The following is a 16,724-nucleotide window of genomic DNA, read 5'->3' on the forward strand; positions in this document are numbered from 1 at the left end:
AGTTCCTCCTAACCTCACTTTTGGTTTGCCGCTTGCAACACCGCCAATGCGATGGAATACAGCTTTGCTTCAGGAGAATCCGCACGGGATGTCAAAACAACCGGTGCTGCGGCTCCAAGCACAAGCGCGCCGATTTTGGCTTTGGCAAAATAGACCATTGATTTGTAGAGGATGTTTCCAGCTTCAATATCCGGCACAAACAACACATCGGCCTTGCCGGCTACCGGGCTCACAATCCCTTTGTGCTCGGCTGCCTCCACGGAAACCGCGTTGTCCAGGGCGAAGGGGCCATCGATTACCGCACCTTTCAGCTGACCGCGCCGATTCATCTGCGCCAGCGCTGCTGCATCAAGCGTCGGCGGCATATTGGGGTTCACGACCTCAACCGCACCAAGGACAGCGATTTTGGGCTCCATATTTTCAAGCGAATGACAATAGGCGATGATGTTTTGCGCGATTTGTGCTTTCTCCGGCAATGCCGGTGCCACATTCAAGGCGGGATCGGTCACGTGGATGAGCCGGTCATACCCCGGTACTTCAAAAGTGGCAACATGGCTCAACACTCTTCCCGTCCGCAATCCTTTTTCCTTGTTGAGGATGGCACGCAAAAAGTCGGCCGTTTGAATCATCCCCTTCATCACCACATCCGCTTTCCCATCGCGGACTGCGGCCACGGCAAGCTGTGCCGCTTCCTGCACGGTATTAGCATGGCCGATTTTCGAAGAGTCAATGTTAAGGCCGATTTTTTTGCTCAGAGCCTCAATTTTTTCCTGATCCCCAAACAAGAGGAAATCGGCGATTCCATGTTCGATGGCATTCCGAACTGCTTCGAGAACGTCTTCATCCGCCGCTGCGGCCACGGCGACAGTGACAGGTGGCAAAGCTTCTGCTTTTTTTACTACTTCAGCAAATGTTCTAATCATCCTACACACCTCGTTATTCCGACCAAGTTATTTTTTTAACTAGCACTAGTTTTCGCAGACTGATCAGTCACGATACCCTATATGCAAAAGTAATGCCAAGCGATTAAAAAAACGGATAAGCCTTGAAAATCAGCATGTAACTGGCTGAATGAGATTTTTTTCGTTTTGCAGACAATTGCAGACTGTATGCAAAATATTGCAGGCAAAAGAATTCATTTCTACAATAAACCGTATCGCTCCAATTTGTAGTACAAACTTCGCACGGAAATGCCCAATTTGCGCGCTGCTTCTGTTTTGTTTCGCCCGCAGGCGAGGTAAATGCTCCCGATATACTCCTTCTCCACCTCACTCAACCGCTCTTTCAAAGTTTGGATTCCTTCGCTCTCCTGATGTTTCTCCGGATGATCGGGGAATGTCAGCTTCGTCAGATTCAAGGGGGGGAGATGCCGTTTTTTCATCACTTTCTCATTAAAAGCCATATTAATCATGGCCCTTCCCAAAACATTTTCCAACTCCCGCACATTGCCCGGCCAGGAATAATCCGAAAGCGTCTGAATCGCCTCCTGGTCGATTGACTCAACATTCCGCCCGTACTCTTGGTTAAACTTTTTAATCAGATGAAGGGAAAGTTCATATAAATCTTCTTTCCGCATGCGCAATGGAGCGATATGAATGGGCAGCACATTTAACCGATAGTACAAATCTTCCCGAAAGCGTTTCTCCTGGATCGCCTTCTCCAGGGACATATTGGTAGCGGCAATCACCCGGACATCAATCGGAATGGATTTGGTTCCGCCGACGCGGGTCACTTCTTTTTCCTGAAGAACGCGAAGCAATTTCGCCTGGGTATTTGGCTTCAGCTCACCGATTTCATCCAAAAAAATGGTTCCCCCGCTCGCTTCTTCAAACAACCCTTTTTTTCCGCCCCGCTTCGCTCCGGTAAATGCTCCTTCTTCATAACCGAACAATTCGCTTTCCAACAAGCTTTCCGAAAGGGCAGCACAATTGACGCGCACAAACTGGCTGTATTTCCGGTCGCTCGCATTATGGATGGCATGGGCGAACAACTCTTTTCCCGTCCCCGATTCCCCGCGCAGCAAAACGGTTGCCCGCGTCTTGGCAGCCTGTTTTGCCTGGTCAAGGGAGACTTTCATCGCTTCACTGCTCCCGATAATATCCGCAAAAGTATACTTGGCCTCCAGCGTGCGGATAATGCGTCTGGCCCGTTCCAGATCCCGGTTCAATTGTTTGATCTCCGATACGTCGTGGAGAATTCCGACACTCCCTTTCAATTCCCCGCCAATAATGATCGGTGCCACATTGACGACCACCTCTTTATTATGAGGCCCCACTTTCATGTGTACTCCGCGCACCGGTTGCTTGGTGGTCAGCACCTTCATATGCATGCTCTCCCCTTCGGAGATATCGGTTTCAGCCGGTTTGCCGATCACCTGATCAGGTTCAAGACCGGTCAATCTCGTGTAGGCAGGATTGATCAAAATCCCCAATCCGTTGGCATCCACCACGGAAATGGCATCATCGGAGGAGTCGATGATCGCCTGGAGCAAACTCTTCATGCTTTTCAGGTCCGTCACTTGCTGGGTCAGATTTTTAAGCTCGCTGATATCGCGAAAAACTGAAACTGCCCCCATCACCCGGCCATCCGCTCCTTTGACCGGAACGCGATTGGTCACCACCTCCATACCGCTGGGCAAAATGTGCTTGCGATTCAGCTCGGGCACTCCTGTTTGCAGTACATGATCCAATCTCGAATTTGGAATGATCTCCTTAATATGCCGTCCCAAAGCATTCCCGGTTTTTACTCCGGTCATGCGTTCCGCGGAAGCATTCATAAGCGTAATCTCTCCCCGCTGGTTCAAAGCGATCATACCGTCATGAGTCGAATTCAAAATGGCTTCCAGCTCTTTTTGTCTGCGCCGCCATGCATCAAACCAACGGTCTTTCTCCTCAACGAGGCGAACCATCAGGTGGGCGACAGCCCCGGAGATGAGCGTGGTTCCCGGCAGATCGCGTTCCGCCAGCTCCCGGAACACGTCGGGGTCACCCGTTACTTCGAGAATCACGTCCGGCTTTTTATGTAAAAACGGTTCCAGCTCTGAGCCTGTGGGAATCCCGAGCTTCTTCGCTTCGATCATGGCCGGGGCGTCGGAACGATGATCGATCACTCCGATGACCCGGACGAACTCAACTGCGGAAAAGGTTCTTAAAATTGCTTGTCCTCCTTTTCCCCCGCCTACGATTAGAATCGATTGCAATGAAGCCCCCTCCTTTTTCCATCCATTATGTTAACATACCCCTTTACGCCTGGAAGGGTGGTAATATTGGTAAAAATGAGGTACTATAGCCTTGAGAAACAGAAAGGACGGTTACACGGCCATGAAACCAGTCTACCAACGCATTATCGCCATCATGATCATGTGCCTGCCCGGGGTCTTGGCGATCTATGGCTGGACTTTGATGCGCGATATCCTGTTTGATTCCTTTGCCGGCAAACCTTTTGCATGGTTCCCCTTTCTCGGCGGATTGATTGCCTTTCTCGCAGGAATCTTTGTCCTCGGCAGTTTTATTTTTTATCGCGATAAAAAACGTAACAAGATTCAGGCCAAATTACTGGGTAAGGAGAAAGATCTCCACTACAAGAACAAACCCGGCTTTTAACCACTCGTCATCCATGGCGGGTGGTTTTTCTTTTTCCCGGAAATCTGTCATTCCCGATTTGGATTCCATTTTCACCCTTTGCCCATGGTTCACATATCCTGTGAAAAAAAGAGCCCATCACAGGGGAGGGAACAAAAACCATATGCACCATTTCGAGCAAACTTGGCTGATCAATTGGATCCAACGCCCTCTTTTGTCAAGCATTCGTTTCTGTAAAAAATGGCTGGAAAAACAATTGCAAACCACAAACGATCCTGAAATCTCCTCCGCCATGCGACGTCTGCTCAACCAGCTGGAGCACAGCGAAAAAAAGGCATATCACCTTCATCCCTTTGCCCTGGATGAATGGTTTGACCGCGTGGCAGCTGCACTGAAGCAATGCGCCCATTGGCTTGATCTTTTGCCGGCCCAGCATAAACTGAGCACCTCCTCACATGAAGAGATGCTGAACCTCGAACCCGCCCGTTCCACCCACCGTTTTGCCGAACCGCGCGTTCCGATCGGCAAACATAAATTGCCGCCTCTCCCTTATCCCTATGATGCCTTGGAACCCTACATCGACGAACAAACGATGCGTCTGCATCATGACGAACATCACCAAAGCTATGTCAACGGTTTGAACCAGGCGGAAAAAATGATGGAACTCGCCCGACAGTCAGGAAATTTTGAACTGATTAAACATTGGGAGCGGGAAGCGGCTTTTCACGGGGCCGGCCATTATCTGCACACGATCTTTTGGGAAACGATGAATCCCCATGGCGGCGGAAGCCCGAGCGGCCCCTTGCTCAAGCAGATCGAACAGGATTTTGGCAGTTTTGAAGCCTTTAAAAAACATTTTTCTTTGGCGGCGGAAAAGGTTGAAGGGGGCGGGTGGGCTCTCTTGGTTTGGAGTCCCCGCGCCCATCGCCTGGAAATCCTGCAAGCGGAAAAACATCAAAACCTCTCTCAGCAGGACGTGATTCCGCTCTTGCCGCTGGATGTCTGGGAACACGCCTACTATTTGAAATATCCCAACCGACGCAAGGAGTACATCGAAGCCTGGTGGCACGTCGTTTACTGGCCACAGGTGCAGCAACGCTTCAAGGTGGCCCGCCAGGTTATCTGGCAGCCCTTTTAAACCACGGGAGGTGCGTGTACATGGGCAAAAAAAGAACCCGGGAAAAAGGTGTCAATCGCCCCGCAAAGCCGAGATACACCTGCATGTCCAATGTTTATCACCAAAAAGAGATCGCTCCGCTGGAAAAGAAGTACCGGCAGGCACTAAACGCCAAAAATTACGAAGTGGCGGATACATTGTTACGGGAACTGACCAAGGCGCAGGAAGAACACCGCCTCTGGCTTCACCGCAAAGAAAAAGTAAGAATCAAATAGATGCTCAGTCCATAAAAACCCCCTTTTTTCTGAATGCCAGACGATCCAGAAAAAAGGGGGTTTTGCAGCGATTTGCTTAACCTGCCCGGTGCTCAATCCGCAATTTATCAGCCACCATGGCGATAAACTCACTATTGGTCGGCTTCGCTTTGCTCACATTGATCGTGTATCCGAACAGGTTGCGAATCGATTCCATGTTTCCGCGACTCCAGGCCACCTCAATCGCATGGCGAATCGCCCGTTCCACCCGGCTCGGCGTCGTATTGTACTTTTCGGCGATCCGCGGATACAGCGATTTGGTGATCGCCCCTAACAAATCGACCTCGTTATAGACCATTGAGATCGCTTCTCTCAAGTACAAATAACCCTTAATATGAGCCGGGACACCGATCTCATGGATCACATTGGTGATATTGGCGTCAAGGTTATTCGCTTTTGGTGCGTTGGATTTCGCTCCGGCTGCGCTTTTGACAAACGCGGATTCTGTCCCACCGATCCCTTTCATCTGCCGGATGCGATGGGTCAGCACATCCAAATCGAACGGTTTCAGTATGTAGTAGGACGCTCCCAGCTCAACTGCCCGCTGGGTGATATTTTCTTGGCCGAAAGCCGTCAGCATAATGATTTTGGGAGACGGTTCGAGATGAAGCTGCTGGATTTTCTCCAACACACCCAAACCGTCCAGGTGAGGCATAATAATATCCAATACGAGAACATCGGGGGTACTTCGCTGAAGCAAGTCAACCACTTCCCCGCCATGGTGTGCAACCCCGATGACCTCAATATCTTCCTGATTTGTCAAATGTTCTTTTAACAGTTCAGCAAATTCCCGATTATCATCTGCCAATATGACACGGATCTTGCTCAATTGAGACCCTCCTAATCGCCGCTTATCCAATCTACTTTTTTCCTTTCGACAAACAATCGAAACTTCCTGCAACTGACAGCCGGGCGGTCATCGAAAAAATTCCAGTTATTGTTATAACCCCGCCCCTTTTGATCCATACTTTACTTAAAAGGGGGGACAAGCATGCCAAAAGAAAGCCGAAGTCTTGAGCAGGAAAAAAAGGCGAATGACAAACCCGCAAAAAAACAGCCATACCAAGAGGAAACGGCTGCGGGGTTTGGCGATAAAAAAATGGAAGGCCCGAATCGCCCTTCAACATAAAAAAGCGCGGACAGGCATACCCGTGCATCAGCTTGATGACAAAGCGCCCATAAAGGTGTTCCGAATCCACAATTTCCTCTCCAAATTTGAAAAAGAGTTTTGCCGACAGTGTGCGAACAGGCATACATGTCTCCTTTTTTTGCTTCAAAATGTAAAAATATTCCCATTTATATTATTGTTGTTATAAAGATTGATTCATTTAATCAAATGTTTTATTATGGTATATGCTGAGTTTATTTACTTAGTTAAATATTTATTATTAAAATTTTTACTAATATTATTCATATGTGAGGTGGTTAAATGAAGAGGAAAAAAATCGCCTTGGCATGGCAAATCTTAATCGGCCTTATCTTAGGGATTGTTGTCGGTGCAGTTTTTTACGGTAATCCTTCGGTCGCCACATGGCTTCAACCCATCGGTGACATTTTCCTTCATCTGATCAAAATGATCGTGATCCCGATTGTGATCTCCAGCCTGATTGTCGGGGTGGCCGGCGTCGGCGACATAAAAAAACTGGGGAAACTGGGCGGTAAAACGATCCTTTATTTTGAGATCATCACCACACTTGCCATTATCGTCGGGTTATTCGTCGCCAACGCATTTCATCCCGGAACGGGCGTTAATATAAATACCTTGCACAAAACCGATATCGAACAATATGTACAAACGACACAGGATGTTGAAAAGCACAGCTTTATCGATACTTTTGTCAACATTGTTCCGACCAACCTGTTTACCTCGCTGGCAAACGGGGATATGTTGGCCATCATTTTCTTCTCGGTCATGTTCGGCCTCAGCATTGCCGCTGTCGGCGAAAAAGGAAAACCGGTTCTGAAGTTTTTCCAGGGAACGGCGGATGCCATGTTCTATATGACCAATGTCATTATGCGTTTTGCCCCGTTTGGCGTGTTTGCCCTGATCGGGGTGACGGTTTCCAAATTCGGCATCCAATCGCTGATCCCGCTCAGCAAATTGGTCGTCCTTGTTTATCTGACGATGATTTTCTTTATTATCGTCATCCTTGGGTTGGTTGCCCGTCTCATGGGAGTGAATATTTTCCACATTCTCCGGATCCTGAAAGAAGAACTGATTTTGGCTTATTCCACTTCCAGCTCGGAAACGGTTCTGCCTAAAATCATGGAGAAAATGGAAAGATTCGGCTGTCCCAAAGCAATTACTTCTTTCGTCATTCCAACCGGCTATTCGTTCAATCTGGATGGTTCCACCTTATATCAGGCAATCGCCGCCATTTTTATCGCGCAGATGTACGGTATCCATCTTTCCTGGTCTCAGCAGATCACATTGCTGTTAACCTTGATGGTAACCTCCAAGGGAATTGCCGGCGTACCCGGAGTTTCCTTCGTCGTCCTTTTGGCAACGCTCGGTTCGGTTGGGATTCCGGTGGAAGGACTCGCCTTTATCGCCGGGGTTGACCGCTTGATGGATATGGCGCGCACAGTCGTCAACGTCATCGGCAACTCTCTTGCCGCCATTGTCATGTCCAAATGGGAAAAACAATACGACCAAAACCGGGCCAAAGAATACCTCGAAGAACTGAAACAAGCGGCTTAAGGTTATCCATTCCAACAGACTGCAACCACGCGCAGTCTGTTTTTCTTTAAAACGAGTTTTATTTTAAACTTTTCCGATGCACGATGCCATCTCAAAAGCAAAAAAAAATTAACACGTTTGTGAATGTCGATAATCATTCTCAATTAAAAAAAGCGGGCTGTTCATAGCGCCCGCTTGCGAGTGTAACACTCCTGCATCTTGCAACATCCATTCAATAAAAGTACCGTAGCCTGACGTCGGATCGTTGACAAAAACATGCGTGACCGCCCCTGCCAATTTTCCGTTTTGGATAATCGGGCTGCCGCTCATCCCCTGGACAATCCCTCCTGTTTTTTCCAGAAGCCGTGGATCGGTCACCTTAATGATCAATCCCTTTGTAGCGGGAAACTTCTGCCTCAGCACATGGACGATTTCAATGTCAAACTGCTCCACTTTTTGTCCGTCAACAACGGTCAGAATTTTAGCCGGCCCTTCCTTGACCTGTTCTGCCAAGGCCACTGGAATTTCCTGGTTGAGCAATCCCTTTTCCGGCAAGCGATCCATTTTTCCAAAAATACCGAAAGGCGTGTTTTTTTGGATATTCCCGATCACCTGGTCTTCCTGGAAGAATATCGCCCTTTTTTCGCCAGGTTCACCCGACTCCCCTTTTTGAATCGAAGTGACATTGGATTTAACGACTTTTCCATCCCCTACCCGGATCGGCTTTCCTGTATCCATATCCGTAATAACATGTCCGAGGGCACCATACACTTTATGTTCCGGATCATAGAACGTAAGTGTTCCCACACCGGCCGCCGAATCGCGTATATACATCCCCAACCGGTATACACGCTCTTTTTCGTCATACACTGGCTGGATCTCCACGGTCTTCTCTTTGCCATCGCGGAGCAGCGTAATATGCAGACTCTTTTTATCTTTTCCGGCCAGCTTTACCCATCTGGCGACATCGACCACTCTTTGCACCGGTTGTCCGTTAATCTTGAGGAGATAATCCCCAACCCGGATATCCGCTTTTTCCGCAGGCGACTTTGCGTCGGACTGCTTTGATTGTACAAGATGATGTCCAACCACCATGACCCCTTTTGAATGCAATTTGACCCCGATCGACTGACCACCCGGAATCACCTTGAGATTCGGATAGACATGGACAGCAAGGCTCCGAATCGGCACCGTTCCAAATAATTTCAGGGTGATCAGCGCGTGGCCGACGGCATGAGGCTTCAGTTGAAGCGGCCTGTGCAGATCAACGGGTACCCGCGCCCCGGTGGAACCATTCACCTCAATAATATCCGGATTGGAAATACTAGCAGTAGCAGAGACCGGCATCGTTAAATGCAATTTGCTCCATTGCCCCATAAAGAGCCTGAGCTCATGGGGAAATTCGGTGAATTGACGAAATGTCGGTGTAGTACTTCCCAACACGAGGAGAAGCACCAGGAGAAAACCCAGCCACTTTTGCTTACTCTGTTTGTGCAACCTCACCACTCTCCTGAGCTTCCCGCCTATCCCTTGCCGTCTCTAAAAATAAGTTAACCCAGGGCCTTCCCTTTTATGTTCTTCAAATGCTTCCACTATTGACAGCTTCCCACTGTCCCCTTCCTTCCGGTGCAAAACAAACGCGATCATGATTTGGTGACTGAAACGGTGATCCGACCAACCTGGCTTTCGCCAAGCACTTTCGCACTTATACAAAAAAAGGCCTTTGAACAATTTCAAAGGCACTGTCCGCGAGACATTTGCTTTTCTTCAGCCATGGCTTGCTTGACCTCTTCCGCTAAGCGGATCATTTCCTGCGCATGTTCTGTTGTCGTGTGGGTCACCTGAGCTCCGCCGAGCATGCGGGCCAGTTCCCGGATGCGACGATTGAGGTCAAGCCGCTCCACTTTCGTGCGCGTTTCATTATCCAAGGCTTCTTTGGCAATGCAAAAATGATGGTCGGCCATACATGCGACCTGGGGCAGGTGGGTTACGCTCAGCACCTGATGTTTCCGGCCCAATGCGGCCATTTTTTCCGCAATCGCCTGCGCCGCACGTCCACTGACCCCTGTATCAATCTCGTCGAAGATGAGCGTATGACTCTGGTCACTTGAGGCGAAAATAGTCTTAAGGGCGAGCATAATCCGTGACAGCTCCCCGCCCGACGCGATTTTTGCCAACGGTTTCAACGGTTCGCCCGGGTTGGGGGCAATCTGGAATTCGATCAGATCCTGCCCGTGCGGAAGGAGTTGCACTGCGCGCTCGCGATAAAAGGCCACATGAAAGACAGTCGAACCCATATTCAGATCAGCCAGCTCTTTCTCCACGCGTGTCTCCAAAAGAGTTGCCGCTTTTTTGCGTTTGGCGGTCAGTTCCTTCGCCAAGGCGAGCAACTCCTCTTGCAATTCATTCCGCCTTGCCGTCAATTCCGCTTCCGTTTCCTCCCGGTGGTTCAGGGAGGACAGTTCCTGTTTGATCTTTTCTCCGTAAGCCAGGATCTCGTCAATGCTTTCGCCGTACTTTCGCTTTAATTGCTTGATCAGATGAAGGCGTTCTTCCACCTCATACAAGCGTTCGGGATCAAACTCAAGCCCATCACCGTAGCGCGAAATCTCCCGGGCAGCCTCTTCCAGTTGGTAATAAGCCGATTGCATGTTATCCCAGGCGGGCTTCAAACTGTGATCCACCTCGGCCATTTCTTCGGCATGCGAAAGGGATTCCTGAAGCAGCTCCAAAGCCCCCCGCTCGCCAAAAAGCGCTTGATATGCCTTGGCGGTATGCTGCATTAACTTTTCCATATGGGCCAGCCGGTTCCGCTCTTGTTCCAGCTCTTCATCTTCTCCCGGAACCAATCCGGCCCCCTCTATTTCCTCTCGTTGAAACTCCAAGAGATCGATGCGATGGGCCAGCTCCTGTTGGTCGATTTTCAACCGGTTCAATTCTTGGTCAATTTCTTTAAATTCCCGGTAAAGCGACTGATATTGGCTGCGCAGGTGAATAATCTCAGCACCGCCGAATTGATCCAGCAAAGACAAATGCTCTTCGGCGGAAAGCAAGGATTGGTGTTCATGCTGCCCCGAAATGTCCAGCAGTTTTGAGCCAATCTGCTTTAACAGGGCCAGCGTCACCACCCGGCCGTTCACGCGGCAAGTGCTCTTCCCACCCGAGGTGATCTCCCGCCGAATGATGAGCACGTCCAATTCGTCGGACGCAAATCCCCATTCTTCCAGCAGCGGGCGCACCGGGTGGGATTCAGCCAACTCAAAAACGGCTTCAATTTCCGCTTTCTCTTTGCCATGCCGCACGAAATCAACCGAAGCCCTCCCGCCGGCAATCAACCCCAACGCATCAATCAAAATGGATTTGCCCGCGCCCGTTTCGCCTGTGAGAACATGAAAACCCCGAGAAAATTGGATATGCACTTCTTCAATGATGGCCAAATGGCGAATAACGAGTTCTTTGAGCATCCCATCGCCCCCTACAACAGTTCAAGGAAGCGTCCGACCACAACCGGTGCGTTTTCTTTGCCGCGGCAGATGAGAAGCACTGTGTCGTCACCGGCGATCGTTCCCAAAAGTTCATCCCAATCTAGATGATCCATCAGGGCTGCGACCGCATCGGCATTTCCCGGCAATGTTTTCAACACGATCAGATTTTCGCTGTAATCAATGCTGACAAACGACTCCTGTAGCGCTCTTTTTAATTTTTTCAGCGGATTAAACCGTTTTTCATCGGTTGGAAGCGAATATTTATAAGTTCCGTTATTGGTCGGCACCTTGATCAGTTGCAATTCTTTTATATCCCTGGAAACGGTGGCCTGTGTTACGTTATACCCTGCTTTTTTCAATTCTTCCACCAATTCATCCTGGGTCTCGATTTCCTGATTGGTAATGATTTCACGAATTTTTATGTGACGCTGTGCCTTCATCATCTTCCTCCTGCTCTGCTGTCATCCATCGCGCTTTCACCTTGCAATTTTTGGCGAACCACCTCAAAAAACGAGCGATCCTGCCATTTGATGAGCAAAGTGGGGAAAGGGGAACGCCTCACTCTTACCATATCCCCTTGTTGCAAACAATAACCCACCTGTCCGTCGATCGTCATTCCCATCTCCTGATGTACGGCGGAAACGACGATTTCCAGAACCCCCTCCGCCGGCAAAACCATCGGACGCGAGGTAAGGGTATGCGGACAGATCGGTGTCAACAGCAATACTTGTTGAATGCTGGGATGGACAATCGGCCCTCCGCACGAAAGCGAATAAGCGGTTGATCCCGTGGGAGTCGATATAATCAGCCCGTCTCCGGAATATGTTCCCAGTACCATGCCATCCATATAAGCGGTACAGGTAATCATCCGGCCAAACGAGCCTTTGGCGACACCCACATCGTTTAAAGCAATCCCTTTTTCAACGACACGGCCGTCGCGAACCACTTCCGCTTCCAACATCAGTCTTTCCTCAACGAAATAATCCCCCGCCAGCACCCGATCCACAGCCATTGACAGATCTTCCGGTTCCGCTTCCGACAAAAAACCCAACTGTCCCACATTAAAGCCGAGAATGGGCAATCGGTGTTGCGCAAACTGCCTGGCCACCCCCAGCAGGGTGCCATCTCCCCCGAGCACAAACACCAGTTCGACCTTTGTGCAAAACTGATTCAGCGGAAGCCCCCATTCGGGCCGTTTCAGTTCAACGGCCATCTCCGGTTCCAAATAGACGACCACTCCCTTTTGTTCCAGGAGAGAGATCAGTTCTTCCGCTACTTGGAGAGCCTTGGGCTTGCTTTTGTTTATGGTAATCCCGATGGTCTTCAAGCAATTCCACCTCATCAAACAATCATTTATTGAACCAGCCAGATAATGAATAAGAGCAAGACGACCGCTGTGGCATACAAGGGCCATTTCCTGCGGCTTTTCTTGGAAAATGTCAATTCGGGGATCTCAAGATGAACTACTTTGACCGTCTTTTTCTCCTTGTCCACATAGAGAATGCCATCAGGCTGAACCAGCAGATAATACGGGAGAAAAAAATCGCGAAGTCCGGCGCCGGACATCCTCAGCGGCTTTCTGTCCCGTGCGACCACAACCACATACAGTTCATCTTCGCGCCGCGCGATGTAATCGATGAAAACCCGGCTTTCATAAACCGCATCATCCACCCCGAACACAAGCGGAACCCGCTCTTTGGAATGCATGACCTCAAATCCGTGAGCGCGTAAAAGATCCGGAACTTCTCCTTTGATCTGAACGGGTTCCTCCTCTTTCTTTCCCCACTTTGCGCCGGAAAGCGGAATCTGTCTGATGATAAAATAAAGGATGACTCCGATTAGCAGAAAAAGCACAAGGGTGTCACCTGGCTTAGCCACTTTTCCTCCCCCTTTCTCTACTAATTCGAAGTTCCTTCAGATGAAACCTGCCCTGATGCCAAACTTGAGGCAGGGAATCCGGACCGGTTACCCTTGAGCGGATGATAAGCGGCGGTGCGCCTCTTCGACCACTTCCGCAATTCGCTCATCCCACGGATCCGGAGTCTCCGCTTTTTCCAGACGCAGATAAGCCAAAAACTCAATATTCCCTTCCCCGCCCTTGATCGGAGAGAAGGTGAGTCCCATCACATGATAACCGAGCATGTGAGCCATTTCAACAAAGCGGCGCAGCACTTGCCGGTGAACTTTGGGGTCCTTGATCACCCCTTTTTTTCCCACTTGCTCTTTTCCAGCTTCAAACTGCGGCTTGACTAAAGCAACTACTTCCCCACCGGGTGACAAAAGCCGCTTTAAGTTGGGCAAAATGTGGGAAAGAGAGATAAATGAGACATCGATGACGGCAAAATCCGGCTGTTCTCCCTTCAGGTCTTCCGGATTTAAATAACGGAAATTGGTGCGTTCCATCACGATGACACGCGGGTCTTGGCGCAATTTCCAGGCGAGCTGGCCGTATCCCACATCGATCGCATACACCTGTTTCGCATCGTGCTGCAGGGCACAGTCGGTAAACCCGCCGGTAGAAGCCCCGATATCCAGCATGACGCGATTTTGCAAGCGGATGGGAAAGACTCGGAGCGCTTCTTCCAATTTCAACCCGCCGCGGCTCACGTAGGAATGCAACCTGCCTTTCACCTCAATAATAGCATCTACGGGGACTTTCGTCCCCGCTTTTTCGACCCGTTCGTTATTCACATAGACCAGACCGGCCATAATGGAACGTCGCGCTTGTTCCCGGCTCGGATAATACCCTTTTTCCACCAATAAAAGATCGATCCGTTCTTTCTCCACTGGTAACCCTCAAGCTTTCTGTATTTTTTGCGATAAGAACGTATTAACAGTATCGGCAATTTGCTCCGGAGTTAATCCGACTTCCTCCAGCTGCTCGCGAATGCTTCCGTGCTCCACATAATAATCGGGAACACCGAGGATTTTTATCCGGATATCACTGATTTCCCGCGCCGCGAAATACTCGAGCACCGCGCTGCCGAAACCGCCTTCGATGCACGCTTCTTCCAGCGTGATGATCGGGATTTTCTCATCAGCCAGCCGGTCGAGCAATTCCCTGTCCAGCGGCTTGGCAAAACGGGCATTGATGACACGGGCATTGATCCCTTTTTCCTCAAGGAGCCCGGCCGCTTCCAGAGCGGTTTGCACCATGGTGCCAAAAGCCAGGAGCGCCACATCAGTACCCGGGCGGACTTCTTCCGATTTTCCGATGGGGATCAGCTTAAATTCTTCATCCATCGGAACCCCGACGCCCGCCGCTTTGGAATAACGCACGGCAACCGGCCCTTTATCATACTGAACTGCCGTATAGAGCATGTGTTGCAGCTCATTTTCATCTTTCGGCATCATGATCACCATGCCCGGCTGGTTGCGCAAATAGCTGATATCGTAGACGCCCTGGTGCGTTTCCCCGTCTTCCCCGACAAAACCGGCACGGTCGACGGCGAACACGACGGGCAACTTCTGCCGGCACACGTCGTGGATGAACTGGTCGTACCCCCGCTGCAAAAACGTGGAATATATCGCCAGCACCGGCTTCAATCCCTGTGTAGCCAATCCGGCTGCAAACGTGACCGCATGCTGTTCGGCAATACCCACGTCAAAACAGCGTTCCGGGAATTTTTCACAGAATTTCTCCAGTTTTGAACCCGTCAACATGGCGGGCGTAATGGCAACGATTCGCTCATCCTCTTCGGCCAGGCGAACCAGGGTGTCTCCGAAGACGGCGGGATAAGCCGGAGCACCGCCTGCTTTCTTTTGGAATGCACCCGATTCAATCTTGTAAGTCCCCACTCCGTGGTAAACGACCGAATCGTTTTCGGCCGGTTCATATCCGTAACCTTTGCGCGTTACGACATGAACCACCACCGGTCCTTTGGTTTGCCCGGCCATGCGCAGGCTTTCCATCAGTTCATCCAGCTTGTGGCCATCCACCGGCCCCAAATAAGTGAAGCCCAACGTTTCAAAAAAAACACCGGAAACCAGCAGATATTTGAAACTGTCCTTTATCCGTTCCAGGGTCTTGGCAAACGGAACGCCGACAGTCGGGATTTTTTTCAGGAGTTGTTCCACTTCTGCCTTCATTTTGTTGTAACTCTTATTGGTCCTAAGCCGCCCCAGGTGATTGTGAAGCGCGCCGACATTGGGACTGATCGACATCTCATTATCATTCAGGACGATCATCAGGTCTTTTTTCGTTTCACCGATATGATTGAGCGCTTCCAATGCCATCCCGCCGGTCAGGGCACCGTCGCCGATCACGGCGATCACCTTGTAATCTTCCCCTTTCAGATCACGTGCGGCCGCCATTCCCATCGCACCGGATAACGACGTGCTGCTGTGACCGGTCTCCCAGCAATCATGTGCGCTTTCTCTCATTTTCGGAAAGCCGCACAACCCTTTGTATTGCCTGAGTGTGGGAAACAACTCCCGGCGTCCGGTTAAAATTTTGTGAACGTAAGCTTGATGGCCCACATCCCACAACAGTTTGTCACGGGGACTGTCAAACAAATAGTGAAGAGCGATCGTCAGTTCGACCACCCCCAGATTGGACGCCAAATGTCCGCCTGTTTTCGATAAACTCTCGATCAGAAACCTGCGAATTTCCTCCGCCAGCTTCGGGAGTTCTTCCACAGGCAGTTGTTTCAGTTGATCCGGCGAATTAACTCGTTCGAGGAGCACGTAAAACGCCTCGCTTTCGCTTTCTTTTCTTGTTCGATTTCACATGAAACAAGGAGAGATGAAGTTTTCGGTTTACCCAGTAAAATACAATTCCCACTCGATAAATGATTTCGTTTGCATAATGAATGGCAACGGTTTTGGCCAACGCTTTCCCCCCTACTGTCAGGGCGGAAATAACCGAGACCAAAACCACATCAATCAGCCATTTCTGCTTCCCCCATTGGGGAAAGGTGGCAATAAGCGAAGCCGCCACGGCAAAACTGGCTGATCCGCTAATGACCCCGCTGATATCTCCAACCACATCGTTGCAAAAACTGGAAAATTGATCTGCCCGGCGAACAATGCCAATCGATTCCTTCGCTCCCGGAATCTTTTTGGCCGCCATCGCGTGAAATGGCTTTTCTTTAGCCGCCGCTGCTGCGATCCCCAACATATCGAACAAAATGCCGAGCACTACGATCGCGAATAGAACCACAATCCCTCCACCCCAGGTGAGCCCGGCCATCAAAGTGGTGGAGAACAGAGAGAAAAATACAGCTATAAGTGCAGTAATCAAACTGACAGTGATCGCAAAGCGCAACGATTTATGGAGTAATGAAGTCATAAAGCGCCGATTCTCCTTCTCCAAAGGCCAGTATCAGAAAAACGCCGGTCTTGAAATAGACCGGTTCCCCAATAGTTAGTATGTAATTTCCCCGGTTTCAAACCTTATATGTGGGAGCGAGTGGAAGCTATCCAGGTAAATTCTACGGCTTAGGTCCAGTAGGATTTCCCAAAGGGGTATCCCGATCGTCGCCGATCAGGCGGTTTCCCTTTACAACCCCTCTCGGCGCCGTCACCGGTCACCGGACTGGATTGCCA

16 protein-coding genes are annotated in these 16,724 nt (G+C 50.0%); 4 read left to right on the forward strand and 12 right to left on the reverse strand.

Annotation, left to right across the window (positions count from 1 at the left end):
* Positions 1-14: 14 nt before the first annotated feature.
* Positions 15-923 (reverse strand): phosphate butyryltransferase, encoded by a 909-nt coding sequence (gene yqiS, locus I8U17_RS03445; protein ID WP_033101915.1) that lies wholly within the window; start codon positions 921-923, stop codon positions 15-17.
* 218 nt (positions 924-1,141) lie between these two features.
* Complete coding sequence (locus I8U17_RS03450) at positions 1,142-3,199, reverse strand: sigma-54 interaction domain-containing protein (protein ID WP_198054967.1); 2,058 nt, start codon at positions 3,197-3,199, stop codon at positions 1,142-1,144.
* A 91-nt stretch (positions 3,200-3,290) separates the two neighbouring features.
* Between I8U17_RS03450 and I8U17_RS03455 the strand changes: the two genes are divergently transcribed.
* The 3 genes from I8U17_RS03455 (at position 3,291) to I8U17_RS03465 (ending at position 4,973) form a co-directional block, all read left to right on the forward strand.
* Positions 3,291-3,602, forward strand: a complete 312-nt coding sequence (locus I8U17_RS03455) for a DUF2627 domain-containing protein (protein WP_232330877.1) — start codon at positions 3,291-3,293, stop codon at positions 3,600-3,602.
* A 142-nt stretch (positions 3,603-3,744) separates the two neighbouring features.
* Positions 3,745-4,719 (forward strand): superoxide dismutase, encoded by a 975-nt coding sequence (locus I8U17_RS03460; RefSeq protein WP_232330878.1) that lies wholly within the window; start codon positions 3,745-3,747, stop codon positions 4,717-4,719.
* A gap of 20 nt (positions 4,720-4,739) precedes the next feature.
* Positions 4,740-4,973: a hypothetical protein gene (locus I8U17_RS03465; RefSeq protein WP_198054969.1), complete on the forward strand. Its 234-nt coding sequence runs from the start codon at positions 4,740-4,742 to the stop codon at positions 4,971-4,973.
* A 76-nt stretch (positions 4,974-5,049) separates the two neighbouring features.
* On the opposite strand, the gene spo0A is transcribed toward I8U17_RS03465, so the two are convergent.
* Both spo0A and I8U17_RS03475 read right to left on the reverse strand, forming a co-directional pair.
* Positions 5,050-5,841 carry a sporulation transcription factor Spo0A gene (gene spo0A, locus I8U17_RS03470; protein WP_033101918.1) on the reverse strand — a complete coding sequence of 264 codons (792 nt, stop codon included), beginning with the start codon at positions 5,839-5,841 and terminating at the stop codon, positions 5,050-5,052.
* Between the two features lie 31 nt (positions 5,842-5,872).
* The gene (locus I8U17_RS03475) at positions 5,873-6,289 is read right to left on the reverse strand and encodes a hypothetical protein (protein ID WP_160173899.1); all 417 of its coding nucleotides are present in this window, start codon (positions 6,287-6,289) and stop codon (positions 5,873-5,875) included.
* Between the two features lie 152 nt (positions 6,290-6,441).
* Here I8U17_RS03475 and gltP point away from each other — a divergent pair, with 152 nt between their 5' ends.
* The gene (gene gltP / locus I8U17_RS03480; protein WP_033101920.1) at positions 6,442-7,713 is read left to right on the forward strand and encodes a glutamate/aspartate:proton symporter GltP; all 1,272 of its coding nucleotides are present in this window, start codon (positions 6,442-6,444) and stop codon (positions 7,711-7,713) included.
* A 108-nt stretch (positions 7,714-7,821) separates the two neighbouring features.
* Here gltP and spoIVB read toward each other — a convergent pair whose 3' ends face one another.
* From spoIVB to I8U17_RS03520, 8 genes are all read right to left on the reverse strand, one after another.
* On the reverse strand, positions 7,822-9,189 hold the full coding sequence (gene spoIVB / locus I8U17_RS03485) for a SpoIVB peptidase (protein WP_198054970.1): 1,368 nt from the start codon (positions 9,187-9,189) through the stop codon (positions 7,822-7,824).
* A gap of 236 nt (positions 9,190-9,425) precedes the next feature.
* The gene (gene recN / locus I8U17_RS03490; RefSeq protein ID WP_198059037.1) at positions 9,426-11,156 is read right to left on the reverse strand and encodes a DNA repair protein RecN; all 1,731 of its coding nucleotides are present in this window, start codon (positions 11,154-11,156) and stop codon (positions 9,426-9,428) included.
* An 11-nt stretch (positions 11,157-11,167) separates the two neighbouring features.
* Positions 11,168-11,620 (reverse strand): transcriptional regulator AhrC/ArgR, encoded by a 453-nt coding sequence (gene ahrC, locus I8U17_RS03495; protein ID WP_033101922.1) that lies wholly within the window; start codon positions 11,618-11,620, stop codon positions 11,168-11,170.
* Positions 11,617-12,504 carry an NAD(+)/NADH kinase gene (locus tag I8U17_RS03500; protein WP_033101923.1) on the reverse strand — a complete coding sequence of 296 codons (888 nt, stop codon included), beginning with the start codon at positions 12,502-12,504 and terminating at the stop codon, positions 11,617-11,619. The genes ahrC and I8U17_RS03500 overlap by 4 nt, the downstream gene beginning before the upstream one ends.
* Positions 12,505-12,530: 26 nt before the next feature.
* Positions 12,531-13,055, reverse strand: coding sequence for a hypothetical protein (locus I8U17_RS03505; protein ID WP_198059038.1), 525 nt, complete (start codon positions 13,053-13,055; stop codon positions 12,531-12,533).
* Between the two features lie 87 nt (positions 13,056-13,142).
* On the reverse strand, positions 13,143-13,964 hold the full coding sequence (locus I8U17_RS03510) for a TlyA family RNA methyltransferase (protein WP_198059039.1): 822 nt from the start codon (positions 13,962-13,964) through the stop codon (positions 13,143-13,145).
* Between the two features lie 9 nt (positions 13,965-13,973).
* Complete coding sequence (gene dxs / locus I8U17_RS03515; protein ID WP_198054973.1) at positions 13,974-15,863, reverse strand: 1-deoxy-D-xylulose-5-phosphate synthase; 1,890 nt, start codon at positions 15,861-15,863, stop codon at positions 13,974-13,976.
* Positions 15,844-16,467 (reverse strand): hypothetical protein, encoded by a 624-nt coding sequence (locus I8U17_RS03520; RefSeq protein WP_198054974.1) that lies wholly within the window; start codon positions 16,465-16,467, stop codon positions 15,844-15,846. The genes dxs and I8U17_RS03520 overlap by 20 nt, the downstream gene beginning before the upstream one ends.
* Positions 16,468-16,724: the final 257 nt, after the last annotated feature.

Origin of the sequence: Thermoactinomyces sp. CICC 10521, from assembly GCF_016055135.1 — a bacterium.
Taxonomy (GTDB): Bacteria; Bacillota; Bacilli; order Thermoactinomycetales; family Thermoactinomycetaceae; genus Thermoactinomyces_A; species Thermoactinomyces_A daqus.

What these genes read in the sequence shown, in the direction of transcription:
- yqiS (WP_033101915.1), bottom strand. Translation starts at nt 923, where the DNA reads ATGATTAGAACATTTGCTGAAGTAGTAAAAAAAGCAGAAGCTTTGCCA.
- I8U17_RS03460 (WP_232330878.1), top strand. Translation starts at nt 3,745, where the DNA reads ATGCACCATTTCGAGCAAACTTGGCTGATCAATTGGATCCAACGCCCT.
- I8U17_RS03465 (WP_198054969.1), top strand. Translation starts at nt 4,740, where the DNA reads ATGGGCAAAAAAAGAACCCGGGAAAAAGGTGTCAATCGCCCCGCAAAG.
- gltP (WP_033101920.1), top strand. Translation starts at nt 6,442, where the DNA reads ATGAAGAGGAAAAAAATCGCCTTGGCATGGCAAATCTTAATCGGCCTT.
- recN (WP_198059037.1), bottom strand. Translation starts at nt 11,156, where the DNA reads ATGCTCAAAGAACTCGTTATTCGCCATTTGGCCATCATTGAAGAAGTG.
- ahrC (WP_033101922.1), bottom strand. Translation starts at nt 11,620, where the DNA reads ATGATGAAGGCACAGCGTCACATAAAAATTCGTGAAATCATTACCAAT.
- I8U17_RS03520 (WP_198054974.1), bottom strand. Translation starts at nt 16,467, where the DNA reads ATGACTTCATTACTCCATAAATCGTTGCGCTTTGCGATCACTGTCAGT.